Annotated in this window: 17 protein-coding genes, 1 tRNA gene and 1 other RNA gene; 3 read left to right on the top strand and 16 right to left on the bottom strand. The window is 53.8% G+C overall.

What is annotated here, in order from left to right; translation table 11 throughout:
- Positions 1–289 precede the first annotated feature (289 nt).
- The 3 genes from QZR17_RS01830 to bamD are packed head-to-tail and all read right to left on the bottom strand — an operon-like array spanning position 290 to position 2,013.
- Positions 290–769 carry a DUF4293 domain-containing protein gene (locus tag QZR17_RS01830; RefSeq protein ID WP_296165318.1) on the bottom strand — a complete coding sequence of 160 codons (480 nt, stop codon included), beginning with the start codon at positions 767–769 and terminating at the stop codon, positions 290–292.
- A gap of 9 nt (positions 770–778) precedes the next feature.
- A complete protein-coding gene (locus QZR17_RS01825) occupies positions 779–1,141 on the bottom strand; it encodes a DNA-directed RNA polymerase subunit omega (RefSeq protein WP_296165313.1) in 363 nt (120 codons plus the stop codon).
- A 44-nt stretch (positions 1,142–1,185) separates the two neighbouring features.
- Positions 1,186–2,013 carry an outer membrane protein assembly factor BamD gene (gene bamD / locus QZR17_RS01820; protein ID WP_297126890.1) on the bottom strand — a complete coding sequence of 276 codons (828 nt, stop codon included), beginning with the start codon at positions 2,011–2,013 and terminating at the stop codon, positions 1,186–1,188.
- Between the two features lie 198 nt (positions 2,014–2,211).
- Here bamD and QZR17_RS01815 point away from each other — a divergent pair, with 198 nt between their 5' ends.
- Complete coding sequence (locus tag QZR17_RS01815) at positions 2,212–3,051, top strand: hypothetical protein (protein WP_297126887.1); 840 nt, start codon at positions 2,212–2,214, stop codon at positions 3,049–3,051.
- Between the two features lie 42 nt (positions 3,052–3,093).
- Positions 3,094–4,413: a mechanosensitive ion channel domain-containing protein gene (locus tag QZR17_RS01810; protein WP_296164534.1), complete on the top strand. Its 1,320-nt coding sequence runs from the start codon at positions 3,094–3,096 to the stop codon at positions 4,411–4,413.
- Positions 4,414–4,495: 82 nt separating this feature from the next.
- On the opposite strand, the gene QZR17_RS01805 is transcribed toward QZR17_RS01810, so the two are convergent.
- From QZR17_RS01805 to QZR17_RS01755, 11 genes are all read right to left on the bottom strand, one after another.
- A complete protein-coding gene (locus QZR17_RS01805) occupies positions 4,496–5,323 on the bottom strand; it encodes an N-acetylmuramoyl-L-alanine amidase (protein WP_297126883.1) in 828 nt (275 codons plus the stop codon).
- Positions 5,324–5,465: 142 nt separating this feature from the next.
- A complete protein-coding gene (locus QZR17_RS01800) occupies positions 5,466–6,887 on the bottom strand; it encodes a trigger factor (RefSeq protein WP_297126880.1) in 1,422 nt (473 codons plus the stop codon).
- Between the two features lie 175 nt (positions 6,888–7,062).
- Positions 7,063–8,139 carry a metallophosphoesterase gene (locus QZR17_RS01795; RefSeq protein WP_297126877.1) on the bottom strand — a complete coding sequence of 359 codons (1,077 nt, stop codon included), beginning with the start codon at positions 8,137–8,139 and terminating at the stop codon, positions 7,063–7,065.
- 2 nt (positions 8,140–8,141) lie between these two features.
- Complete coding sequence (locus QZR17_RS01790; RefSeq protein ID WP_297126875.1) at positions 8,142–9,557, bottom strand: MATE family efflux transporter; 1,416 nt, start codon at positions 9,555–9,557, stop codon at positions 8,142–8,144.
- 15 nt (positions 9,558–9,572) lie between these two features.
- Positions 9,573–10,289: a Crp/Fnr family transcriptional regulator gene (locus QZR17_RS01785; RefSeq protein WP_297126873.1), complete on the bottom strand. Its 717-nt coding sequence runs from the start codon at positions 10,287–10,289 to the stop codon at positions 9,573–9,575.
- 24 nt (positions 10,290–10,313) lie between these two features.
- Complete coding sequence (locus QZR17_RS01780) at positions 10,314–11,357, bottom strand: NAD(P)H-dependent glycerol-3-phosphate dehydrogenase (protein ID WP_297126871.1); 1,044 nt, start codon at positions 11,355–11,357, stop codon at positions 10,314–10,316.
- A 2-nt stretch (positions 11,358–11,359) separates the two neighbouring features.
- Positions 11,360–12,916, bottom strand: coding sequence for a lysine--tRNA ligase (gene lysS / locus QZR17_RS01775; RefSeq protein WP_297126868.1), 1,557 nt, complete (start codon positions 12,914–12,916; stop codon positions 11,360–11,362).
- 125 nt (positions 12,917–13,041) lie between these two features.
- Entirely contained in the window at positions 13,042–15,783 is a 2,742-nt protein-coding gene (locus tag QZR17_RS01770) for a TonB-dependent receptor (RefSeq protein WP_297126865.1), read from the bottom strand.
- A 149-nt stretch (positions 15,784–15,932) separates the two neighbouring features.
- A tRNA-Thr gene (locus QZR17_RS01765) sits at positions 15,933–16,005 on the bottom strand.
- Position 16,006: 1 nt separating this feature from the next.
- Positions 16,007–16,106, bottom strand: an RNA gene (gene ffs, locus QZR17_RS01760) — signal recognition particle sRNA small type.
- Positions 16,107–16,344: 238 nt separating this feature from the next.
- Complete coding sequence (locus tag QZR17_RS01755) at positions 16,345–17,637, bottom strand: replication-associated recombination protein A (RefSeq protein WP_297126862.1); 1,293 nt, start codon at positions 17,635–17,637, stop codon at positions 16,345–16,347.
- 146 nt (positions 17,638–17,783) lie between these two features.
- Here QZR17_RS01755 and htpG point away from each other — a divergent pair, with 146 nt between their 5' ends.
- Positions 17,784–19,877 carry a molecular chaperone HtpG gene (gene htpG / locus QZR17_RS01750; RefSeq protein WP_297126859.1) on the top strand — a complete coding sequence of 698 codons (2,094 nt, stop codon included), beginning with the start codon at positions 17,784–17,786 and terminating at the stop codon, positions 19,875–19,877.
- 79 nt (positions 19,878–19,956) lie between these two features.
- Here htpG and QZR17_RS01745 read toward each other — a convergent pair whose 3' ends face one another.
- The gene (locus QZR17_RS01745; protein ID WP_296164873.1) at positions 19,957–20,589 is read right to left on the bottom strand and encodes a superoxide dismutase; all 633 of its coding nucleotides are present in this window, start codon (positions 20,587–20,589) and stop codon (positions 19,957–19,959) included.
- A gap of 123 nt (positions 20,590–20,712) precedes the next feature.
- Positions 20,713–21,669, bottom strand: a complete 957-nt coding sequence (locus tag QZR17_RS01740) for an NAD-dependent epimerase/dehydratase family protein (RefSeq protein ID WP_297126855.1) — start codon at positions 21,667–21,669, stop codon at positions 20,713–20,715.
- Positions 21,670–21,759 lie beyond the last annotated feature (90 nt).

Below are 21,759 nucleotides of genomic sequence, written 5' to 3'. Positions count from 1 at the left end.
AGAGCGGACGCTGAGCGAAGTACGACTGGGTACCTCTGCATTTTTGTCACGCAAAGATACGCTTTTTTGTCCCCTCGGACTAATACCGGTATTAGTGAAACCTAATATCGGTATCAGAGAAATCTTTTATCGGTATTAGAGAGATCTTTTATCCGTACAAGATAAGGCCCACAGGGAGCGCCGTAAATCAGCTGTGCTCGACCCCCTATTTGGGTGCCCCGGGAAAAAGACAAGAGAGAGACAGGCGTATCGGCCCATCTCTCTCTTATCTTAATATAAGATTGGTGTGTTACTTTCTGTCTCTCAGCCTATACATAGACCGGACGGTCATCTCGTCGATCGCTATGGCGCGGTACGCTAGTACGTCCAGCACAATAGCCAGCAGGGGGAGGATGGCTACCAGCCACTTAAGCCGCCAGCCCATATAGCCCTCGCCCAGCGCTGAGATAAAGCTGTAGGTGGTAACGCCCGCCAAGATCATTACTCCGACTGTCAGTAGGATATTGAATACCGTGAGGCGCATCTGGAGGGGTCTCTTCTTGTAGAGGAATATCGTGACAAGGCTGACGAAGATGATGATGAAATTGAGTATCATCAGTGGCCACTCAAAGGTGACAAGCTCATCCCCGGCACCCAGCTGTGTAAAGCCTGTAGTGTCTCCCTCGAAGAGGGTGTCCGAGGACGTGATCACCACGTAGGGGAAGAAGAGCGGCGCCAGCATGAGGAGCGCTGCGAGGAGGAGCCAGAGTGATTGTTTCCGCTGTATCATCCCGTGGCGTCAGTCGTCCATGATGTTGTCCATCAGGTCATCGTCCATCTTGTCTAAGGGCAGATGCCAGGTAAGCTCTCCTTCCTCAAACTCCTTGATCGCCATCAGGAGAGGCTTGGGCTGCTTCTCGAAGTACTTCGAGAGCTCAGCCTGCTCGTTGTTGATCTCCTCGACGTCCTCACCATCATCGGTGGTATAGGTCGAGAATTCCTTGACCTTGTCATCGAATTCCTGCTTCATGTCGGCAGCGATCTGATTGGCCCGCTTTGCCATGATCAGGATGGAGTCATAGATATTCCCCGTAGGCTCGACAAACGCATTGATGTCGCGTGTCACGAGGGTCTGGGGTGCATTTTTGCTCTTATTGTCCATTTGTGCTTCTTGGATCAAGTGATCGTGATGTGAATTATGTGTGCTTACTCGTCATTGCCATCGATGAGACGATAGGCAAAGTCGTAGTATTTATTCGCTTCCTTGCGATGCTTCCCCTCAGGAAATTCGTTGACGAAAGCGAAGTACTCATCTCTGAGGGAGCGTACCCGCTCCTGCTTTTTGGACTCAATGCTATACCTCGCAATCTCGTAGAGTGAGGAGAGGACGTAGAAGTGTATGTCCTCCCTGTACTTACTGTACGGGTAGTCCTTCAGAGCATTGCGCCCTGTGATGATGGCTGACTCGTAGTTATTGAAGATGTAATTACCGAGGTTGTAGTACAGCTCGACATTCAGCAGCTCCTTGAGTGCAAGGTTCTCCTGGAGGTCAAAGAGCAGCTGGGTAGCCTCCTCTGCCTTCTCGCTCTGGGGGTAGAAGTCGAGGAAGAGCTGCAGCTCCTTGATCGCACGGTAAGTAGGCTCCTGGTCAAGACGCGGGTCGGGCATCTGCTTAGCCAGACCATAGCCGCTGTAGAAGCGGGCCAGCTCGGTGTACTCGCCATTGGGGTAGGTGGTGTAGTATTTCTCAAAGACGTCTGCTGCCTCCCGATAGTTCTTGTTAGCATAGTAGCTCTTAGCTAGGAGGTAGAGGGCTTCCTCACCCTCCCCGGTGCCACGGAGATAGGGTACTACCGTCTCAAGCAGCTCTGCGGCTTGCTTGTACTTCTCAGTATTGTAGTACTTCTTGGCGTACGAGTAGCGCTCTGTGACGTCGGTGCTTTGTTGCACGCGCATATACTCACCGCACGAGGAGGCGATCAGTAGGATGAGTGTGCTTAGGAGGAAGCAGGCTGGATAATGTTTCCGGATCATTATTCTCTGAGTATATAACGTGCAAATATACCGCTTTTTTTGAGATGAGTGCATCACTCACTTTTTTTGGCTGGGTGCATTCCTTGCTTTTTCTATCCTTTCTCTCCCGGAGGTGGTCTTTCTTTGGGGATAAAATGGTAGATTTGTGTGTCTCGATCAAGTTAGCAAACCATTCAATAATTAATATCCTTATATAGTATGAGTCAAACTTCTATCAATGCAGCTGCTCGTGATGTCCTGAGAGACTTGGCGGCGATGTCTGTGGGGGCAGTGAGCGGTATAGTCATATACAACGCCCTGAAGAGCCGCTATCGTAGAGTGGAGACGCCCACGTCCCTGATTGACTCTATCACTTGCTACGAGGGACGGCATCCCTCATCGGTACTGACTTTTGGGTGGGATGAGGATGAGAAATTTTCCTGGGCAAGACGGATCTCTTTGGATAAGGAGGGCAACCGCCTACATGAGTCACTTATAGAGGCAGAGGTATACGACCGGAAGCTGCTCGTCGTGGAGACCGACTGCCTGGAGGAGTGCAATACGCCCGAGATCACTACGGTCGATCTTGACCCCTTCGGTATGGGGACGTCTCTCTCCTTCCGCCGGACGAGTGGTCGAGAGGAGCACTGGGATCTGAGGCTCTATGGCGGTCAGCTCGACAGCATCATCAGTCAGGATGGTGAGATGGATGTGACCTGGGACACGGAGGGCAATATCATCTCTATCACCGGGCACGAGGGGGAGTATCGCCAGGAGATGACCTACTACAGTAATGTGGGTAATCGGGTATTCCCTGACCTGAATTACCTCAATGATGTGAGCTCTGTCAATTTCCTCTCCAGCTTCATACTCGGCTCCAGGTCCTCCAACCTCATCTCCTCTATGGTGATCCGCCGACCGGACTACCACTACCACTTACTTGCCTCCTACCTCTGTGACCGCTTTGACCAGCCCCTACAGGTACGGCACGAGATCAAGGAGATCAAGGACGGGGAGGTCAAGGAGTCTACCCGTCGGTACGACATTAAGTACCTCTAATTTATAGCGCATTAGATATTCACACTAACTATTTTTGTATAAATGGATGATATAAGAGCCTTGCTCCTGAGGATTATCACTGGCTTTGACCTCGGGATCGAGCATGGATCCTTTGCCTACGAGATGCTCGTGCTGGGGATCGTCGTTGTATTCTTGGTGATTGTGGACTTCTTACTCCGGCTGATCTTTATCAAGGGTCTGAGGGGTCTCTTGGGTAAGATTCCGTGGTTCAATAGCTCAACGGCCGATGCGCGCAGTAAGAAGGTCCTGAGTAAGCTTGTGAGCCTGATCGTTACCTCGATATTCATAGGGCTACTTACACTGCCGTTTCCCAATGGCGGTGCGTGGTATGTCGGCTTGTTGTTAGTGGCTCGACTTTGCCAGACTTATTTCTTCTTTAGCTTACTGACTGCTGTCATCGACACCGGTCGGGCGTGGATGCTCAGGCAGCCACAGTATAGGGACAATCCTATGGTCGCACTCCTGCAGGCCTTTAAGGTGCTGGCCATATTCCTTGCGGTCTTGGTGGTGATATCGCTACTCTTCCGCATCGATATGAGCACGATATTCGGCAGTCTCGCAGCACTCTCAGCAGTGCTGATGCTGATCTTTAAGGACACCATCCTTGGGTTTGTAGCCAGTATACAGCTGACAGGTAGCGATATGGTCCATGTGGGCGACTGGATCACCGTGCCGGGTAAGAGCGTCGATGGCAACGTCATGGAGATCTCTCTTACGACGGTCAAGGTGATGGGCTTTGATAACTCGATGTACACAATCCCTCCCTATGACTTAGTGAGCAATCCGGTGCAGAATTGGTCTAATATGCAGCGCTCCAATGCCCGTCTCTGTGCTCGCTCGATCTATATCGATATCTCCTCGATACGTTATGCGGATGATCAATTGATCAAGCGTCTGCGTCAGTCGGGTATGCTGAGTCAGGTAATGGATCAGCTGATTGCCGAGGTGGAGGATGAGAATAAGAAGCAGAGCCTGACGGATGACTTGACGCGGGTCAGGGTGACCAACCTGGGGCTCTTCCGGAATTATGTGCTTAAGTTCCTCGAGCAGTCCGAAGCTGTCGATCACAACTACGACGTGATGTGCTTCCAGAAGCCGATGACAGAGATGGGACTGCCGCTCCTCGTACGGTTCTTCACAAAGACCTCCAACTGGGGGATGCATGAGACCATAGCTGCCAATACCTTTGAGCACCTGATGGCAGTGATCTCGCTCTTTGACCTCAAGATATATCAGAAAGTATCCTCCAGCAACTTAGCCTCAGCTACAGAGTCAGAGCTTAAGGAGATGCTTGCGACTAAGCAGGCTGCAGCGGACTCAGATACCGAAGAGGCAAAGTGATCTGAGGGTCACGCTTGGTAATAAAAAAGGGAGATGCGCCCAACCGGTGCATCTCCCTTTTTGGTGTTGGTATGGTCGGGGGCTATTGCTTGCCGGATCGCTTCCGGATCTGCCTCTCGTACTCTATGACAGCCTTGGCGATCTCATTGGCGATCTTGGTCTGCCCACTCCGAGAATTGATGTAGCGCTCTTCGTCTCTATTGGTGATGAAGCCGATCTCGATGAGGACGCTCGGCATGGCAGCCTCACGCAGTACCAAAAAGCCCGCTTGGCGTACCCCTCGGTCGTATCGACTGGCGGACTTGAAGCCGCTCTGGACCAGCTTGGCAAGTCTCAAGCTATTCTCCAAGTGCTTATTTGCCATGAACTGGAAGATGATGTACGACTCGCTTGAGGTGGGATCAAAGTCCTCATACTTCTTTGAGTAGTTGTCCTCCAGGAGGATGGCGCTATTCTCCTTCATCGCCACCCTTAGGTTGTCCTCTGTCCGGTGAAGTCCGAGCACATAGGTCTCTGTACCGCTGGGGGAGTGGCTGTTGCTAGCGTTGGCATGGATGGAGACAAAGAGGTCAGCATTTTTCTTGATCGCAAACCGGGCTCTGTCCTGCAGACCGATGAAGTTATCGTCTGGTCGGCTGTAGTAGACCTTGATCTCTGGTGCCAGTTCATTGATCTTGGCTCCCACCTTTTTGGACACCGCAAGGACGACATCTTTCTCGTAGGAGACTTTGCCCTTTGCTCCGCTGTCGTGTCCCCCATGTCCGGCATCGATAACCACGATAAACCGTCCCTCCTTGTCCCTCGCATAGAGAGAGGGAGATCCGAAAAGGGCCAGGAGCAGGATCGCAATGAGGGTGCAGGTGGGTGACACTCCGAGGTATGAGGTAGTATGGAAATGGTATCTGGTCATATGGTATGAAAAGCTTGATGGACCGGAAATATACCGAAATTGTCTGGATGGAAGGATAAAGAAAGCCTGAAACTACTCAGGAAAAGTAGTCTCAGGCTTTGCATAACTGTGGTTAGTGAGTCTCTACGGACGCACGAAGTTCTTACTCGGCAGGCGTTTCCTCAGACTCAGTCTCCTCGTCGCTCTTCATGATGATCTTCTGGAGCTCATCGGCAGTCACCTCTTTGGTCTCTACAGTGATCAGGTTGTCCTCGTGGATCTTCTGGGCGACCATCTGGCGAAGCATATTCTGCTGGGTGTTGTAGCGGAAGTTCTCATTGCTGAGGGCGCGCTGTACCTGTCCCTCGATCATGTCCTCCGTGGGAGAGGAGAGACCGATCTGTGCCAGCTGGTTGATCACGTAGGAGCGGGTGAAATTCTTCAGATCCTCCTCAGTGACCTCAAGGCTGTACTTGTCTGTAAAGTGGTTGATGATTATGTCAAGCTTAAGACCCTTCATCAGCTCCTTGAAGTTGCTGTCGATCTCCTCGTCGGACTGATCCTTAGCCATCTCGGAGCCCTTGTACCACTCCTTGATAGTCTCCTCTGCGAGGTCCACCTTGTCGGTCTTCTCTTCGGTGATGAGACTGATGAGATCCTCGGTGAACTTATAGTCAGCATTGGCCTTGATATTCTGCTCCATCTTGGACTTCAGCTCCTCGCGTGCCTCCTCCTCGGTGTGCACCTTGTCGGGACCAAAGACCATATCGAAGAACTCCTGATTGAGCTCCGCACGCTGTGAGTAGCTGATCTCCTTGATCTCGTAGGAGAACTCGCTCGCCTTGTACTTCTCCACCTCCTCATCGGTCATGTCGTCAAGGTGGAAGAGCGCCTTAAGCTCAGACTTCTGACCGCCATAGGCTTTGTAGGGATTGAAGACTACGATGCTGTCCTTGGGGGCGTTCTCAAACTTCGCCTTCTCCTCCTCGTCGGTCATAAAGTCCACGTAGATCGTGGTCCGATCGAGCTGAATACCTCCCTCGCGGGGTGAGTCTCCATCAAGCTCTGCCAGTGCTCCGGATACGAAAGCATTGGGGACAATGTGGTCTCCGTCAACGAACTTGGAATTGGCCCTCTGGAGCTGCTCCATCTGCTTAGTCACCTCCTCGTCGTCCACGGTGGGCTGGTAGTAGGTAAGGGTGTCCTCGCTGCTGAGTATGTCGTCGCTCAGAGTGGGGATCAGCGCCAGGTGAAAGGTGATGGTCATCTCATCCTGCAGCAGCTTATCTCCCTGGTTGAGCTCCTTTGGCATAATGGGCTGACCGATAGTCTTCAGCTCCTTCTCCCGGATGAAGTCCATAAGCTTCGAAGTAACAGCCTCGCTTACTGCATCGACGTGGATGCTGTCACCGTACATCTTAAGGATGAGTCCCTTAGGCACGTGACCCTTGCGGAATCCGCGCATCGAGGCGTTGGCGCTGATGTTATTGAGACGCTTTTTGTAGTCCTCTGCGTAGTCCGACTTCTCGACAGTTACGTCTATGCGGGCAAAGTTATCTTTCTGCTCTGCGAGAGTGATATCCATTGTTATGTCTTTATGTGATTTGGTTTCAGTTGTTAGCGTGCAAAGTTAGCATTTTTGCCTCTATTGCCCAACCCTCAGGCTGACTCGGCATAAGTCCTGCGCCTGTAGCAGGGCCATCTAGGGGGGGTAGGGGTCGAGACCTGTTACTCGCTCGCCTTCTTGGTCATTGCCGGGCTTATGTCCCCTTGAAGTAGAGGTCGATGACAACGATCTCGGACCTGCTCCCGATGCGTAGACGCGAGGTGGAGGCACCGTAGCCGGAGGAGATGATGAGTGTGCCGTCTCCAGAGGGGTGGCAGCCGTAGTTGTGGCTAAAGAGAAGCGGCTGGAAGATCTGCATCGGGAAGATCTGCCCGGCATGGGTGTGTCCCGTGAGGGTGAGGTCTATTCCGCTGACATCCGGGTCCCTCTCCCAGTGCTCACGAGGCCGGTGCTGTAGCAGTATGGAGGTCGACCCATCAGGAACCTGTTCCGCTAAGCTACTGAGTGGCACCACGTCCTTATCCAAGGCTTTGTAGTAGTCTCTGCCTATGAGGTAGAGACCTGGGCGGAGTCTCACGACGCTGTCGCGGAGCAGTTTCCCGAGCGAGGAGATCCACTGCACATTCTCATCCAAGTCACCATAGTACTCATGGTTGCCAAGGACGAAGTAGAGACCTTGGACCTTCTCTCTTAGGTGGGCGAAGTGGTATGCCGCCGTGAGGGTGTCCACATCGCTTAGATTTCTATCGATCAGGTCTCCCCCGATGAAGACATAGTCCGGTGAAGCTTGCTCAATCATTTGCTCCATCCTTGCAAGATGCTCCTCCCCGAAGAGTTCGCCCAAGTGGATGTCAGTCACGAGTGCTATCCGTACGCTGTCCGAGAGCTTCTTGTCCGGCAGCACGATGCGGTAGCGGGTGGTGATTGGCTCCCGTACATTTCTTCTCCCTGCGATCATCACCGGAAGGATCAGTGATAGGCAGAGTAGGGCGGTCACGCGACCGTAGTGGCTCTTCGTGGCGCTGTCGAGGAGTGCGAAGAGTGCGGCAAAGTAGATCTCAGCGATGAGTAGGTCTGTCACCAGCTCGGGTGCTCTGCCCTTCAGGAGTGAGGTGGTCAGGATAAGCCCTATGGAGAGGATCGGAATAGCGATGACGCTCCACTTTTGCACCTTACGGAGCAACTGATCGCCGGGGACCCGACGTCCGACGTAGCGGCAGAGGGCATAGCCCAGTGCGATCTGTACGAAGACAAAGATAATGTATCGCATGCTCAGTCACGTTGCTTAGTCCGATGATAGGGGTGAGCCAGCTTGCGGAAGTAGGATGAGGTCATCGTCATGCATAAGATCATCGACAGTACATCCGCTACTGGTAGTGCGGTCCAGACGCCGGTGAGACCCATGACACGCGGCAGGATCGCCAGTGCAGGCACGAGGAAGATCAGCTGTCGAGAGAAGCTCAGCAGGAGGGCACGGGCAGCCTTACCAAGACTCTGGAAAAACTGTACTCCCGTCACCTGGATACCCACAGCCCACATAGCGGCGAGCTCGATCCGTAGCCCTACCTTGCAGACTGCGATCAGCTGAGGGTCAGACGTGAACGCCCGAGCCACGATCTCAGGCCATATCAGGGTCACGGAGGCTCCAAAGACACCGATCAGGAAATTCATCTTCCGAGCGATCCGGAAGGTATCTCTCACTCGCCCGAGGTTCCCGGCCCCATAGTTGTAGCCAAGGATAGGCTGTGTCGCCTGCGAGATGCCGAACATAAACATCAGCGTCAGCATAGCCACGCTCTGGATCACTCCATTGGCTGCCACCGCTAAGTCTCCGCTGTAGAAGTCTATCGGGGAGGTCATCCCGTAGTCGTAGAGCAGTCGATTCTTATAGATATTGACGATGCTCGCCATCAGGTGGGTCACAAAGGGAGCCACACCGATAGAGACGATCGCGAGGGTGTAGCCCCAGTTGAACTTGAAGTTTCTCACCCTAAGCTTGACGTTGGTATCCGGTCGAGTAAAGTGGTGGAGTACCCAGATCATACCGATAATCATACTGATCACGGTGGCGAGGGCGACCCCTGAGATACCCATATCGAATACGAAGAGGAACACGGGGTCGAGTACAAAGTTGAGTACCGCACCGATGAGCATCGTCTTCATCGCCTTTTTGGGATAACCGGTTGCTCTCATCACCGCATTGTACGAGTAGGTGATGTTGGCAAAAATATTTCCCGGCAAGACGATATTCAGATAGTCGAGGGCATAGGGCAGGGAAGCCTCCGAGGCACCAAATTGCATCAGAAGTGGCCGTGCAAACATCATCAGCAAGACGATCACAAGGCTGCTGATCGTGAGTGATAGGAGGAAGGCACTGCCCAGCATTTTCTCTCCCTCCTCTCTCCTCTGCTGCCCGAGCAGTATGGAGATCCTCGAGGCGGCACCCATGCCGACGAGGGTACCTACAGCCTGGGTTACGCCCATCACGGGCATAGTGACCGAGAGACCGGATAGGGCCAAGCTATTGACCCCTTGTGCAATATATATCCGGTCGACTACATTGTATAGGGTATTGACGACAGCCCCTATGACTGAGGGCCAGGCGTAAAATTGTAATAGTTTCTTGATCGGAGCGGTGCCGAGGATGTCGGCATTCTCCATGTTGATTCTTTTGTCTTCTCTCTTCATCCAGTGTTTTGTCGTTCATCCGTGACGACTGACATCTACGAGGGCGGTCTCCTTAAGTATCTGTATCTCCTTTCCCTGTAGTGCTATCATCCCATCCTCCTCTAGGGATCGCAGGACTCTGGTGGCATTGCTGGTGGTCATATTGCTCAGACCACCCAGCACGCCCCTCGTCAGTCTCACCCGGAGCGTCTGTCCGTCCTCCTCTCTCCCGAAGATCTGATCCAAATAGAGCAGCGTCGAGGCCATCCTCCCCGGCATGCGACGTGTATTGAGTACGATAAGGCGCATATCCTTAGTATGCAGAGTCCTGAGAGCTCGTGTCAGGAGTAGCTTGGAGGCCCGTGCATTATTGTCTACCACCATCTCCACGATCTCTGCGGGGAGAGCGAGGACGAGGCACTTCGTGAGCGCCTTGCAGGTGTACCAGTCCTCCATACCGGTGAGCAGTCGCGCAAGCCCCAGCATCTCCTTACCGGTAAAGTGTATGGGCACTTCGCCATTGTATAGATAGTAGGTCAGTGCCTGACCCTCTACTAAGGTGATGACTCTCCGCTCCTCTCCCCGCTCCTTAGGCGTGTGCGGGTAGATACGCTCCCCCTCCTCACAGGTGTACACCTTGCTCCGTAGGATGAATACCTCCCTCTCTCGGTCCGTGAGACAATCCCACAGCTCCGGGATCAGCTTGGAGATGTGGGGAAAAGGGGTCCTCGACTCAGAGGTATGATGCGACATATTTCTCCTGTCTCGGCGCTTGACTCACTTCAGGAGTGGCTTAAGGTCCTCAAATGCCTGCTCCGGCTTGACGTGCTCATAGAGTATGTCGTAGACCGCGTCCGCAATCGGTATCTCTACGCCATATCTCTTATTCACCTCATGGATGCACTTTGCTCCATAAAAACCCTCTGCGATCATCTCCATCTCGAGCTGCGCCTCATAGACTCCGTAGCCCTTGCCTAAGAAGTTTCCGAAGGTCCTATTACGGCTGTAGCGGGAGTAGGCGGTCACCAAGAGATCCCCTAAGTAGGCAGAGTCGTAGACCTGCGGTCGACTCTCGGTGGCGGTGCGGATAAAGCGCTTGATCTCTCCGGTGGCGTTGCAGATCAGCACTGCCATAAAGTTGTCTCCCAGCTTCATCCCCTGAGTGATACCAGAGGCGATGGCGTAGATATTCTTCAGCACGCTGCTATACTCAATGCCCCTCACGTCGGTACTGATCACAGTATGGACATAGGGCGCATGAAATAGCGGGGCAAGCCGTAGTGCCGTCTCCTCGTCCTCGCAGCCAATCGTGAGGTAACTGGTCCGATCTATCGCCACCTCCTCAGCGTGCGTGGGACCGGAGATGACAGCGATCTGAGACATCGGTATGCCAAATTCGCTGGACAGGAAGTCTGATACCAGCTGATAGCTGTCGGGGATAATTCCCTTGACAGCATTGAGGAAGACCTTCCCCTTATACTTCTCCGGATCAACCTTCTGCAGTATGCCCTTGAGGTATGGAGAAGGGGTGCAGAGGAGCAGGGTGTCGCTCTCCTCTACCAGCTCTGTGAGGTCGCTGTAGAAGTGGACCTTGGAGGTGTCAAAGCTGACTGAGGTGAGGTAATTGGGGTTATGCCCTTGCTTCTTGAAAGCCCGGATCTGGCTGCGGAACCTGAAGTACCAATTGAACTCCTGACCTGTCTCGTGCAGGATCTTGGCTAACGCCGTAGCCCAGCTCCCGCTACCGATGAGTCCGATCTTGGTCGCCGGTGTGGCGGAAGACTTAGGGTCTGTCGCACTCTTAGAGGCTGTCTCCTTCATACTCACTCGCTATCAGAGTCCGCTTCCTCCTCCTCCACTTCGCCCTTGGGCTGAGATATAGGCTTCATCGTGGGGAAGAGCAGTACCTCCTGGATCGTATCCTGCTCAGTCAGGAGCATCGCCAAGCGATCCATCCCTATCCCGAGACCACTCGTTGGGGGCATACCATACTCCAAGGCTCGGACAAAGTCTTGGTCGATAAACATGGCCTCATCGTCTCCCTTCTCTGACAGTCTCAGCTGATCCTCAAAGCGCTCCAGCTGGTCGATCGGGTCATTGAGCTCGGTGTAGGCATTGGCAAGCTCGCTGCCATTGATCATCAGCTCAAAGCGCTCCGTCAGTCCGGGCTTGGTGCGGTGCATCTTCGTCAGCGGTGACATCTCCACAGGGTAGTCGGTGATGAAGGTGGGCTGGATCAGGTGCTCCTCGCAGATCTCGCCAAAGAGCTCATCGATTAGCTTGCCCTTACCGAAGGAGTCGTCCACCTCGATCCCTAGCTCCTTGCACTTGGCCCTCAGCTCCTCCTCGGTCTTGTCGGTGATGTCGTAGTCCCCATACTCCTTGATGGCATCGGTCATGGTGAGTCGCCGGTAGGGAGCCTTGAGGTCGATGGTCTTGCCATCCAGCTCCACGGTCGTCTTGCCATTGACCTGAAGTGCGGTGTACTCGAGCAGCTGCTCGGTCATCTCCATCATCCAGTTGTAGTCCTTGTAGGCGACATATACCTCCATCCCGGTAAACTCGGGATTGTGCGTACGATCCATCCCCTCGTTGCGGAAGTTTTTCCCAAACTCGTACACAGCATCGTACCCTCCGACGATCAGTCTCTTGAGGAAGAGCTCGTCCGCTATCCTCAGGTAGAGAGGGATATCCAGAGCATTGTGGTGGGTGACGAAAGGACGAGCCGACGCTCCGCCGGGGATCGTCTGCAGAATGGGCGTCTCCACCTCGAGGAAGCCGCGAGAATTGAAGAAGTCCCTGAAGGCACTATACATCTTCGTCCGTTTGATGAAGATGTCTCTATTCTGCGGATTTACGATCAGGTCCACATACCGCATACGGTAGCGTTGCTCCGGATCGGTAAAGGCATCATAGGTCTCCCCATCCTTTACCTTCACGACCGGGAGTGGTCGGAGAGACTTGGAGAGCAGGGTAAGCCTCTGCACATGGACACTGATCTCGCCCATCTTGGTGCGGAAGACAAAGCCCTCCACCCCGATGATGTCGCCAATGTCGAGGAGTTTCTTGAAGACCACATTATAGAGTGTCTTATCCTCCTCGGGGGCTATGTCATCGCGAGTAATGTAGAGCTGTATCCTGCCCTCGCTGTCCTGGAGCTCTGCAAAGGAGGCCTTGCCCATGATCCGTCGAGACATCAGCCGCCCGGCTATCCTCACCTGTCGAGGATGCTCCTCATCATCCGAGAAATGGTCCTTGATGTCCTGCGAGGTGGCATCCACCACATACTCCTCAGCGGGGTAGGGGTTGATCCCCAGGTCACGCAACTTCTGTAGGCTATCACGACGCAGGAGCTCCTGCTCACTATATTGTCTCTCCATGTCTTTTCTGATGATGAGTTCTTAACTGATTAGAGTACAAGTGTATCATGGCTATCTGCCTGGTACACTTTATCTGCAAAGATAACGCTTTTGTAGGGCACTATAAAAGTAGGGCCCTCTCTTCGTCACATCCTATGGTAGTACCGGGACTGGTATCTTGACCGTGAGGAGCGATCGGCAGAGGGGTCTGCTGTCGGTAGGGTATTGAACTTATAAGTAAAGGTCAGCATAACGTACGATGTGACTCCCTCGTACAGTATATCGGTGATGGACTGAGCGGTCGAGGTGCGACGGAAGGTACTCCTCTGTCCCAGCAGATCCAGTGCCTCCAGCTCCAGTGTCCCCCTCCGGTCCTTGAGGAAGGAGTATCCCAGGCTGAGGTCCCATATCCAGAGGTTTCGCTTCACATCGTCATGGTACCCCTTGGCATCTCTGTAGGAGAGACGATGAGAGAGACTGAGACCGAAGGGTGGCGTCCAGGTGGCTTCGCAGAAGAGCCTGTAGTCGAGTGTCTCTCGATCACTCTGGCGGGATACCGTATTGGTTAGGTGGTTGTAGCCCCCAGAGAAGCCCAGCGATGACTGCAGATACTCGCCCGACCAAGTGACTCTCTCCGAGAGATTGATGGTGCTGCTGAGGGAGGTGTTCAGATCTCCATTGACATACCCCTTGCCTCTATTGCCACCGATCCGGCCGTTGGTGAAGGAGGTCAGGCTCTTGGATAAGGGTAAGCTTAGCGACCCGCCGGCACTGTAGGAGTAGACGCCATTCACGTTCTCGTACGTGGTGCGGCTGATGCCCGTCTCTCGGTCTATTTCGCGACGACTGATGATCGCATTATTCACCGTCCCCATGTAGCCAAATATCTGCAGGCTCTGGCGCTTCTCACGATTCTCCATAGATCCACGCATAAATATCATATGCCTAAACGAGGGAAGCAGGTCAGGGTTACCGGTCGTCTGGGAGAGTGGCGAGGTCTGTATGGTGACGGGGCTCAGTTGCTCCATAGAGGGCTGACTGGTGCGCCCTCTATAGTGCAGCATATACTGTAGTCCTCGGTCGTTCCTCAGGTCTACGATGAGCGAGGGCGCATAGTTGACGATGCTTCGCTCGTGGTCGTAGGTGACCTCCTCACCACTCGTGGTGATCGTGTGCGTGTGGGTGGGCAGCGCATCGACTCCGAGGGAGATGCTACTCTTAGGTCTCGGCTGGTACCTCGCCATCGCACCGATCCGGTGGTTGAGGTACCTATTGCTGGAGCCTCTGGAGTAGCGCTTGTCCAGTATGGTGTACTCCCCCTCTGCGTCGGCCTGATAGGCAAGGCGATCGCTCGTCCTGTACTCGCCGTCGAGGCTGTAGCTGCCCTGGAGTGCCCAGTACTTACTGAGAGGCTCCATATAGGAGACGGAGATACCGCCCCGATTACTCTCGTTACGGGAGCTGGTCCGCTGATCTAGGGTCTCGCTTCTGTTGCCCTTGGTGAAGGTGGTGACGCTCTTGAGTGTCCCGTCGCTGTTGCCCGACTCGTGTCGCCCAAAGACTCTGACGTAGATATTTCGCCCATCGTCGTTAAAGGTGTGGCGGAAGTGGAGGTAGCCACTCGCTCCGTCGTCGCGACTCTTCTCCTCCCTCTCCGAGGAGCCGGAGTTGATCGTCTCTCCTGTCATTGCCTCTGTACTGTACTGAGACAGAGAGTGGGATCGGCTCCGACCAATACTGATATCGGGCATAAAGAAAAGTGCAGTCCTCTCAGAGGGTGTCCACTCGAGACGACCACCCATAGAGCCACGACGTGAGAGTTCATCCTGGGAGGAGGTGGTGCGGTCGGTGGTGGTATGAGTGGCTTCTCCGAGGAGGTTTTCCCGAGTCATCCGACTGGACAGGGTGTTGTCGTTCTCTTGATATGAGAGCTCGGCGGTGACGTTGAGCTTATCACTTACTTTATTGTCGTAGTTGGCTCCCACTGAGCGTTGGGTTCGGTCTCCTCTCCCGCGCCTTACCCCGTTAGTGTTATTGAGATTAGCGAGGAGGGTGATCCGCTCGTCTCCTCTAAATGCCGATCCCATTAGGTCTACTCTGTATCGGTCCTTTGTCCCGTAGCCGGCCTTTAGGCTGCCGAGGAGGCCTTTCTTCAGCCCTTCCTTCACGTTGAGGTTGAGTATTTTCGTCTTCTCTCCATCGTCCATACCGGTGAGCCTGGATTGCTCGGACTTCTTGTCGACCACCTGTACGTTCTTGATCAGGTCAGCGGGGAGATTCCTAGTCGCCATAGTCGGGTCGGAGGAGAAGAAGTCTCTGCCGTCCAGCTCCACCCGCTCGATGGCCTCCCCATTGTAAGTGATGTTTCCATCTGCGTCTACCTCGATCCCGGGGATACGGCGTAGCAGCTCCTCCACCGAGGCACCGGGGCGAACCTTGAAGGCATCGGCGCTAAATTGCACCGTGTCCTTCTTGATCGTCACCGGACTCGCCTGTCCCACGACCTTCAGCTCGCTCAGTGCCGTCGCAGACGGGGAGAGCTTGATCCGTCCGAGGTCGATCTTAGAGTTCGCTCCGATGGATACCGCCTTGCGGTAGGGCGTGTAGCCAATGAAAGAGATGTCTACGAGATAGCTCCCGGGCGTGGAGACATGGAGTCTGAAGCGTCCCTGCTTGTCGGTCATCACCCCTTCCTCCAGAGTGGAGTCGGTGGCACTCAGGAGCCGCACACTCGCTGCGGTCATCCACTCCTCCTCATCCGTGTCGTAGACACGCCCCTTGATCTCTGAGGAGCTGCTCTGGGCATAGGCTCTCGGCAGGAGGATAATGCAGAGAGCTACGCCTATAAGCAGTAGAGTAGGGTGCTTAGGGGTGGATGAGCGGTGCATCGAAGGATCAGGTGAGGAATGGTGAATGTGCAAAAACTGTCGAAGGGAGTGCGAGGGTCACTCTCAAGAGCAAACTTACCCAATCTGACGTAAGTAAGGAAGCGACTGTAAGTACGATGGCTCGTCACTTACAGTCGCTTCTTGATGAGAGCCTTCTATAGGACTCGAACCTACGACCATCTGATTACAAATCAGAAGCTCTACCAACTGAGCTAAGAAGGCGGGTGGGCAAGCTGTCTACATCGCGTCGCTACAACCCACTACCCTTGCTGCGATCAAGCCCTGGGGGGATTCGTGGGGAGCTGACCGTGTAGGACTTGCCCGGATATTGTCGGCTTGACACTGCAAAGGTACAGACTTTTTCCCGTCCCTCAAAGAGGACCCTCTCTTCGGTCATTCCCTCTGCTCTCGATAAAGGATTGAGGACCATTTAATATGGTCGAAAAGTAACTCTGCCTCCTGTGGCATATTTCTTTCACCGATATTAGGCGCGCCTAATATCGGTAAAAGAAACGTCTAATACCGATAAAAGGAATGTCTAATATCGGTATTAGACTCCGCTCACTCCGGCTCTCCTTTCATTTGCCTCAGCCGCTGGAGTAGCTGAGCCTCTTGGGCATTGTCCGCCGGTCTCCAGAAGGAGGTGCCCACCACTTCGTCGGGGAGGTATTGCTGCGGAGCATAGTGGTCCTTGTAGTCGTGGGGGTAGATGTACCCCTTTCCATACCCCAGCTCGTCCATAAGCTCCGTGGGTGCATTTCTCAGGTGCATCGGTACAGGGTGGGGTGGACTCTTACGGACGAATGCAAGAGCTTGGTTGATAGCAGTGTAGGCGCTATTGCTCTTGGGGGAGGAGGCGAGATAGATGGTCGCCTCCGCTAGTGGGATACGCCCCTCAGGCCAGCCTATGCGCTCCACAGCGGTAAAGGCCACTTCGGCGATCAGCATAGCATTGGGGTTGGCGAGGCCGATGTCCTCGGACGCCGAGATGACCAGTCGGCGAGCGATAAACTTTGGGTCCTCTCCCCCATCGATCATCCTGGCGAGCCAGTATATGGCAGCGTCGGGGTCACTTCCACGGATGCTCTTGATGAAGGCTGATATGATGTCGTAGTGCATCTCGCCACCCTTGTCGTAGACACCGGGATTTCTCTGGATCTGTTGAGCCACGATCTCATCGGAGATGGTGAAGCTCTTTCGCTCCAGAGCCTCCGGTGTCGTCGCGATGAGCTCCAGGATATTGAGGAACTTGCGGGCATCCCCTCCCGAAGCAGCGAAGAGAGCATCCGTGGAGTCGATCTGCACCTCGTACTCCCTCAGTACCTCATCCCGGGTGAGGGTGTAGTGAAGGAGCTCATCCAAGTCACCCTGTGTGAGAGGTTTCAGCACGAGTACCCGGCAGCGAGATAGGAGTGGGCGGATCACCTCAAAGGATGGGTTCTCGGTTGTGGCACCGATCAGCACCACGCTCCCTTGCTCCACGGCGTGCAGCAGAGAGTCCTGCTGGGACTTGCTGAATCGGTGAATCTCGTCGATGAAGAGTATTGGTGCACCCTGGGCAAAGAGACCATTTCTGTAGTCCTCGGCCTGCTTGATCACATCGCGAACCTCCTTGACCCCCGAGCTTACTGCGCTGAGGGTGAAGAAGGGGAGGTCAAAGTGCTTGGCTACGATCCTCGCCAAGGTCGTCTTACCCACTCCCGGGGGACCCCACAGGATGAAGGAGCGAAGGAGGCCCGTCTCAAGCATATCGTGAATAGGTCCTCCGGGGCGGACTAAGTCGCTCTGACCGAAGTAGCCCTCAAGTGTGCCGGGTCTCATCCGTTCCGCGAGAGGGGGTAGGTTGGTATTCATCTTTTAGTCAGTGATCGCAAGTGTTATGTACAAATGTACCATTATTGTGTGTGACAATCATACCTTCTTCGCACCTCTTGAATCTTTGGCACTGACTTTGCCTACTGAGATATAAACGAAGAATTAAGTCATAAAACAGATAGATAATGGACAAAAATCAGACGACTGGGAAGATTGGCGTGACAAGCGACAATATGTTCCCGATCATTAAGAAATTCCTCTACAGTGACAATGAGATCTTCCTCAGGGAGATCGTCAGCAATGGTGTGGATGCCGTGCAGAAGCTGAAGACCTTGGTCTCTAAGGGTGAGTACTCCGGTGAGGTCGGGGATCTCCAGGTCGAGGTGAAGATCGATGGCGACAAGCTGATCATTTCGGATAACGGCATCGGTATGACGGCCGATGAGATCCACAAGTACATCAATGAGATCGCCATCAGTGGTGCTGAGGAGTTTGTCAAGAAGTATGAGGATCAGCACAGCATCATAGGGCACTTCGGCCTCGGCTTTTACTCCGCCTTTATGGTGTCCGACAAGGTCGAGATCTACACTCAGAGCTATGATGAGACGGCCCCCAGCATCCGCTGGTCCTGCGAGGGCAATCCGGAGTATCAGATGGAGGAGGCTGAGAAGAGACCTCGGGGGACGGATATCATCCTCCATATCTCTGAGGAGGATAAGGAGTTCCTCGATGAGAATCGCATACTGGCGCTCCTAAAGAAGTACTGCAGCTACCTCCCCGTGCCTATTGTCTTCGGTAAGGAGAAGGAGTGGAAGGATGGCAATCAGGTCGATACGGATAAGCCACGGGTGATCAACGAGACGGACCCGACGTGGATCAAGCAGCCCTCTTCCCTCACGGATGAGGATTACAAGGAGTTTTACCGGACGCTCTTCCCGGGCAATGATGCTCCGCTCTTCTGGATCCATCTCAATATCGACTATCCATTTAACCTGACCGGGATCCTCTACTTCCCGCAGATCAAGTCCAACCTCGATATGCAGAAGAGCAATATCTCGCTCTACTGCAATCAGGTCTACGTGACCGACAACGTAGAGGGCATCGTCCCTGACTTCCTCAATCTCCTCCACGGCGTGATCGACTCACCGGATATCCCGCTCAATGTGAGCCGCAGCTATCTACAGTCCGATGCCAGGGTAAAGAAGATCTCGACCTACATCACGCGTAAGGTGGCAGATAAGCTGACAGAGCTCTTCAAGTCCGATCGTGCTGCCTACGAGGAGAAGTGGCCTGCGCTCGATCTCTTCGTGAAGTATGGCATGCTGACGGATGAGAAGTTTGCCGAGAAGGCTAAGGGGATCCTGCTCCTCAAGGACACCGATGAGAAGTACTACACTCTCGAGGAGTACAAGACCCTCATCGAGGGTAACCAGACCGATAAGGACAAGAAGGTTATCCACCTCTACGCTCAGGATCCTGATCGTCAGTACAGCTATATCCGTGCGGCGAAGGATAAAGGCTACAGCGTACTCTTGCTCAATGGTCCCTTGGATATGCACTTGATCGGGATGCTGGAGCAGAAGTCGGAGGATAGCCACTTTGTCAGTGTTGACAGTGACACACTGGAGAATCTCGTACGTAAAGATGAGAAGCCGGTCGGTCAGGTCGATATGACTGAGGAGGATCAGTCTATCCTGAGACAGCTCTTCCAGAGCCGGGTACCTGAGGGCGATGAGAAGCAGATGATCCACGTCGCCACGGCTAATCAGGGTGCAGAGGCTAAGCCAATCGTGGTGATCCAAAATGAGTATATGCGGCGTATGAAGGATATGGCCCATATGCAGCAGGGGATGGATATGTATGGGTCTATGCCGGACAGCTATATGATGACCCTCAATATTGACCACCCGCTGATCGGTGCGGTGCTTAAGAGGTTCAGAGCATCAGATCAGATCGATACGTACACTCAGCTGATGGGTGACCGAAATGGCTTTGTTGCTCGGCGGGCTGAGATAGACAGTCAGCTCTATGACGATAAGAATAAGCCCGACGAGGCAAAGAAGAAGTCTCTCGAGGAGGATCTCAAGGAGACCAATGCCCACATCGATGAGCTGGATGCGAAGCTCAGCACCATCTATGCTGACTTTGCTGCCGGTCAGCCGGTGATCGAGCGTCTCGTCGACCTCGGACTCCTGGCGAGCGGTCTGCTGCGCGGAGAGGCGCTGGATCGCTTTGTCTCCGACTCTATGAGCGCTATCTCGGATAAGCTGGACGACTGACTACTAAGTCCGAAAAGCAAAAGGGGCTGCATCGCCATAGCGGTGCAGCCCCTTTTGCTTTATATTATGGTGTCAGTGCTTACTCAGCCTTGCTGGCCTTGCAGGCACACTTCACCGCCTGCTCTGGCTCTGCGTACCACTCCTCGATGGTCTTCCAGTCGATGATCTCCCAGAGGGCCTTGAGGTAGTCAGCGCGTACGTTGCGGTAGTCTACATAGTAGGCATGCTCCCAGACATCGGCAGTCATCAGCGGGCAGAGACCCTCAGTGATGGGGTTATAGGCGTTTGAGCCCTTGTCGATGCTGAGCTTCCCATCCTTGTCGGCTACGAGGAAAGCCCATCCGGAGCCGAAGAGACCGGCAGCCTCCTCCTGGAACTTCTGCTTGAAGTCCTCAAAGGAGCCCCACTCCTTCTCGATCGCCTCCAGCAGCTTGCCGGTAGGAGCCTTCTTGGCCTCGTCCTTCGGACGGAGCTGCAGGAAGAAGAGGTTGTGATTGAGGATCTGACCGGCCTGATTGTACATCTTGCCCTCAGCCTCCTTCACGATTGACTTGAGGCACTTGTCCTCGAAGGCGGTGCCCTCGATCAGCTTATTTAGAGTGTTGACGTAGCCATTGAGATGCTTGCCGTGGTGAAGAGAGACTGTCTCCTCACTCATCACAGGCTCCAGAGCATCCTTGGCGTAGGGCAGGTCAATGAGCTTGAATTTCATGGTAAGAATAATTTGTGGATTAGAAAAAACAAGAGCGTCATCACCTCCGATCACTCAGAGGAATGGCTCCACTATCAGTGGAGTGAAAACTGTCGTGAGGTCTCCATGCTCCACTATATTACATTACTTGCTGTATCTCTCCTTGAGTACAGTGAGCATATCGGTGGTCATGGTGTCGAGGTCATACTCGGGCTTCCATCCCCACTCCTCTCTGGCGCAGCTGTCATCAAGAGAGTTGGGCCAAGACTCAGCGATGCCCTGACGCAGCTCGTCGACATCGTAGGTCATGGTAAAGCTTGGCATCTGCTTCTTGATGGCCGCGTAGATCATCTCCGGGTCGAAGCTCATGCTGGCGATATTGAAGGAGTTGCGGTGCTTCAGCTTGGCAGGATCAGCCTCAAAGATCTCGTACATGGCGCGGAGAGCGTCCGGCATATACATCATATCCATATAGGTGCCGGCCTTGATCGGGCAGACAAAGCTCCCGTCCTGTACCGCCTTGTAGTAGATATCCACGGCGTAGTCGGTCGTGCCGCCACCGGGGAGGGTGACGTTGGAGATCAGACCGGGGAAGCGCACCGATCTGGTATCGACACCAAACCTCTTGAAGTAGTAGTCGCTCAGGAGCTCACCGGATACCTTCGTCACACCATACATGGTCGTGGGACGCTGGATGGTATCCTGAGGGGTCTTATCCTTAGGCGTGGAGGGCCCAAATGATCCGATGGAGCTGGGGGTGAAGACAGCGCACTTCTTCTCCCTCGCTACCTCGAGGACGTTGCAGAGTCCACCGATGCCGATGTGCCATGCGAGCTGGGGCTTCGCCTCTGCCACCGCCGATAGGAGGGCAGCGAGGTTGTAGATGGTATCGACATCATACTTCTCCACCACATCAGCGATCTGCTGTGCGTTGGTGATGTCTACGATCTCCGAGGGACCACTCTCCTTGAGCTCTCCCTTGACGGGAGCTGCGGGGATATACCCAGCGATGATTTGACCATTGGGGATGATGCTCCTCAGCTTCATCGTAAACTCTGACCCGATCTGTCCGGTCGAGCCAATGATAAGGACATTCTTCATAAGACAAACACTTGTCAGACGTTGCCGTCTTGCTCAGTTATTGTTTAAAGGTTGGTATGGATAAAACTATACGTGTAACTAACAGCGAGG

This window comes from uncultured Porphyromonas sp. (assembly GCF_900541275.1).
GTDB lineage: Bacteria > Bacteroidota > Bacteroidia > Bacteroidales > Porphyromonadaceae > Porphyromonas_A.
The sequence above is the reverse complement of the archived record's forward strand: the minus strand, read 5'-3'. Positions and strand labels throughout refer to the sequence as shown.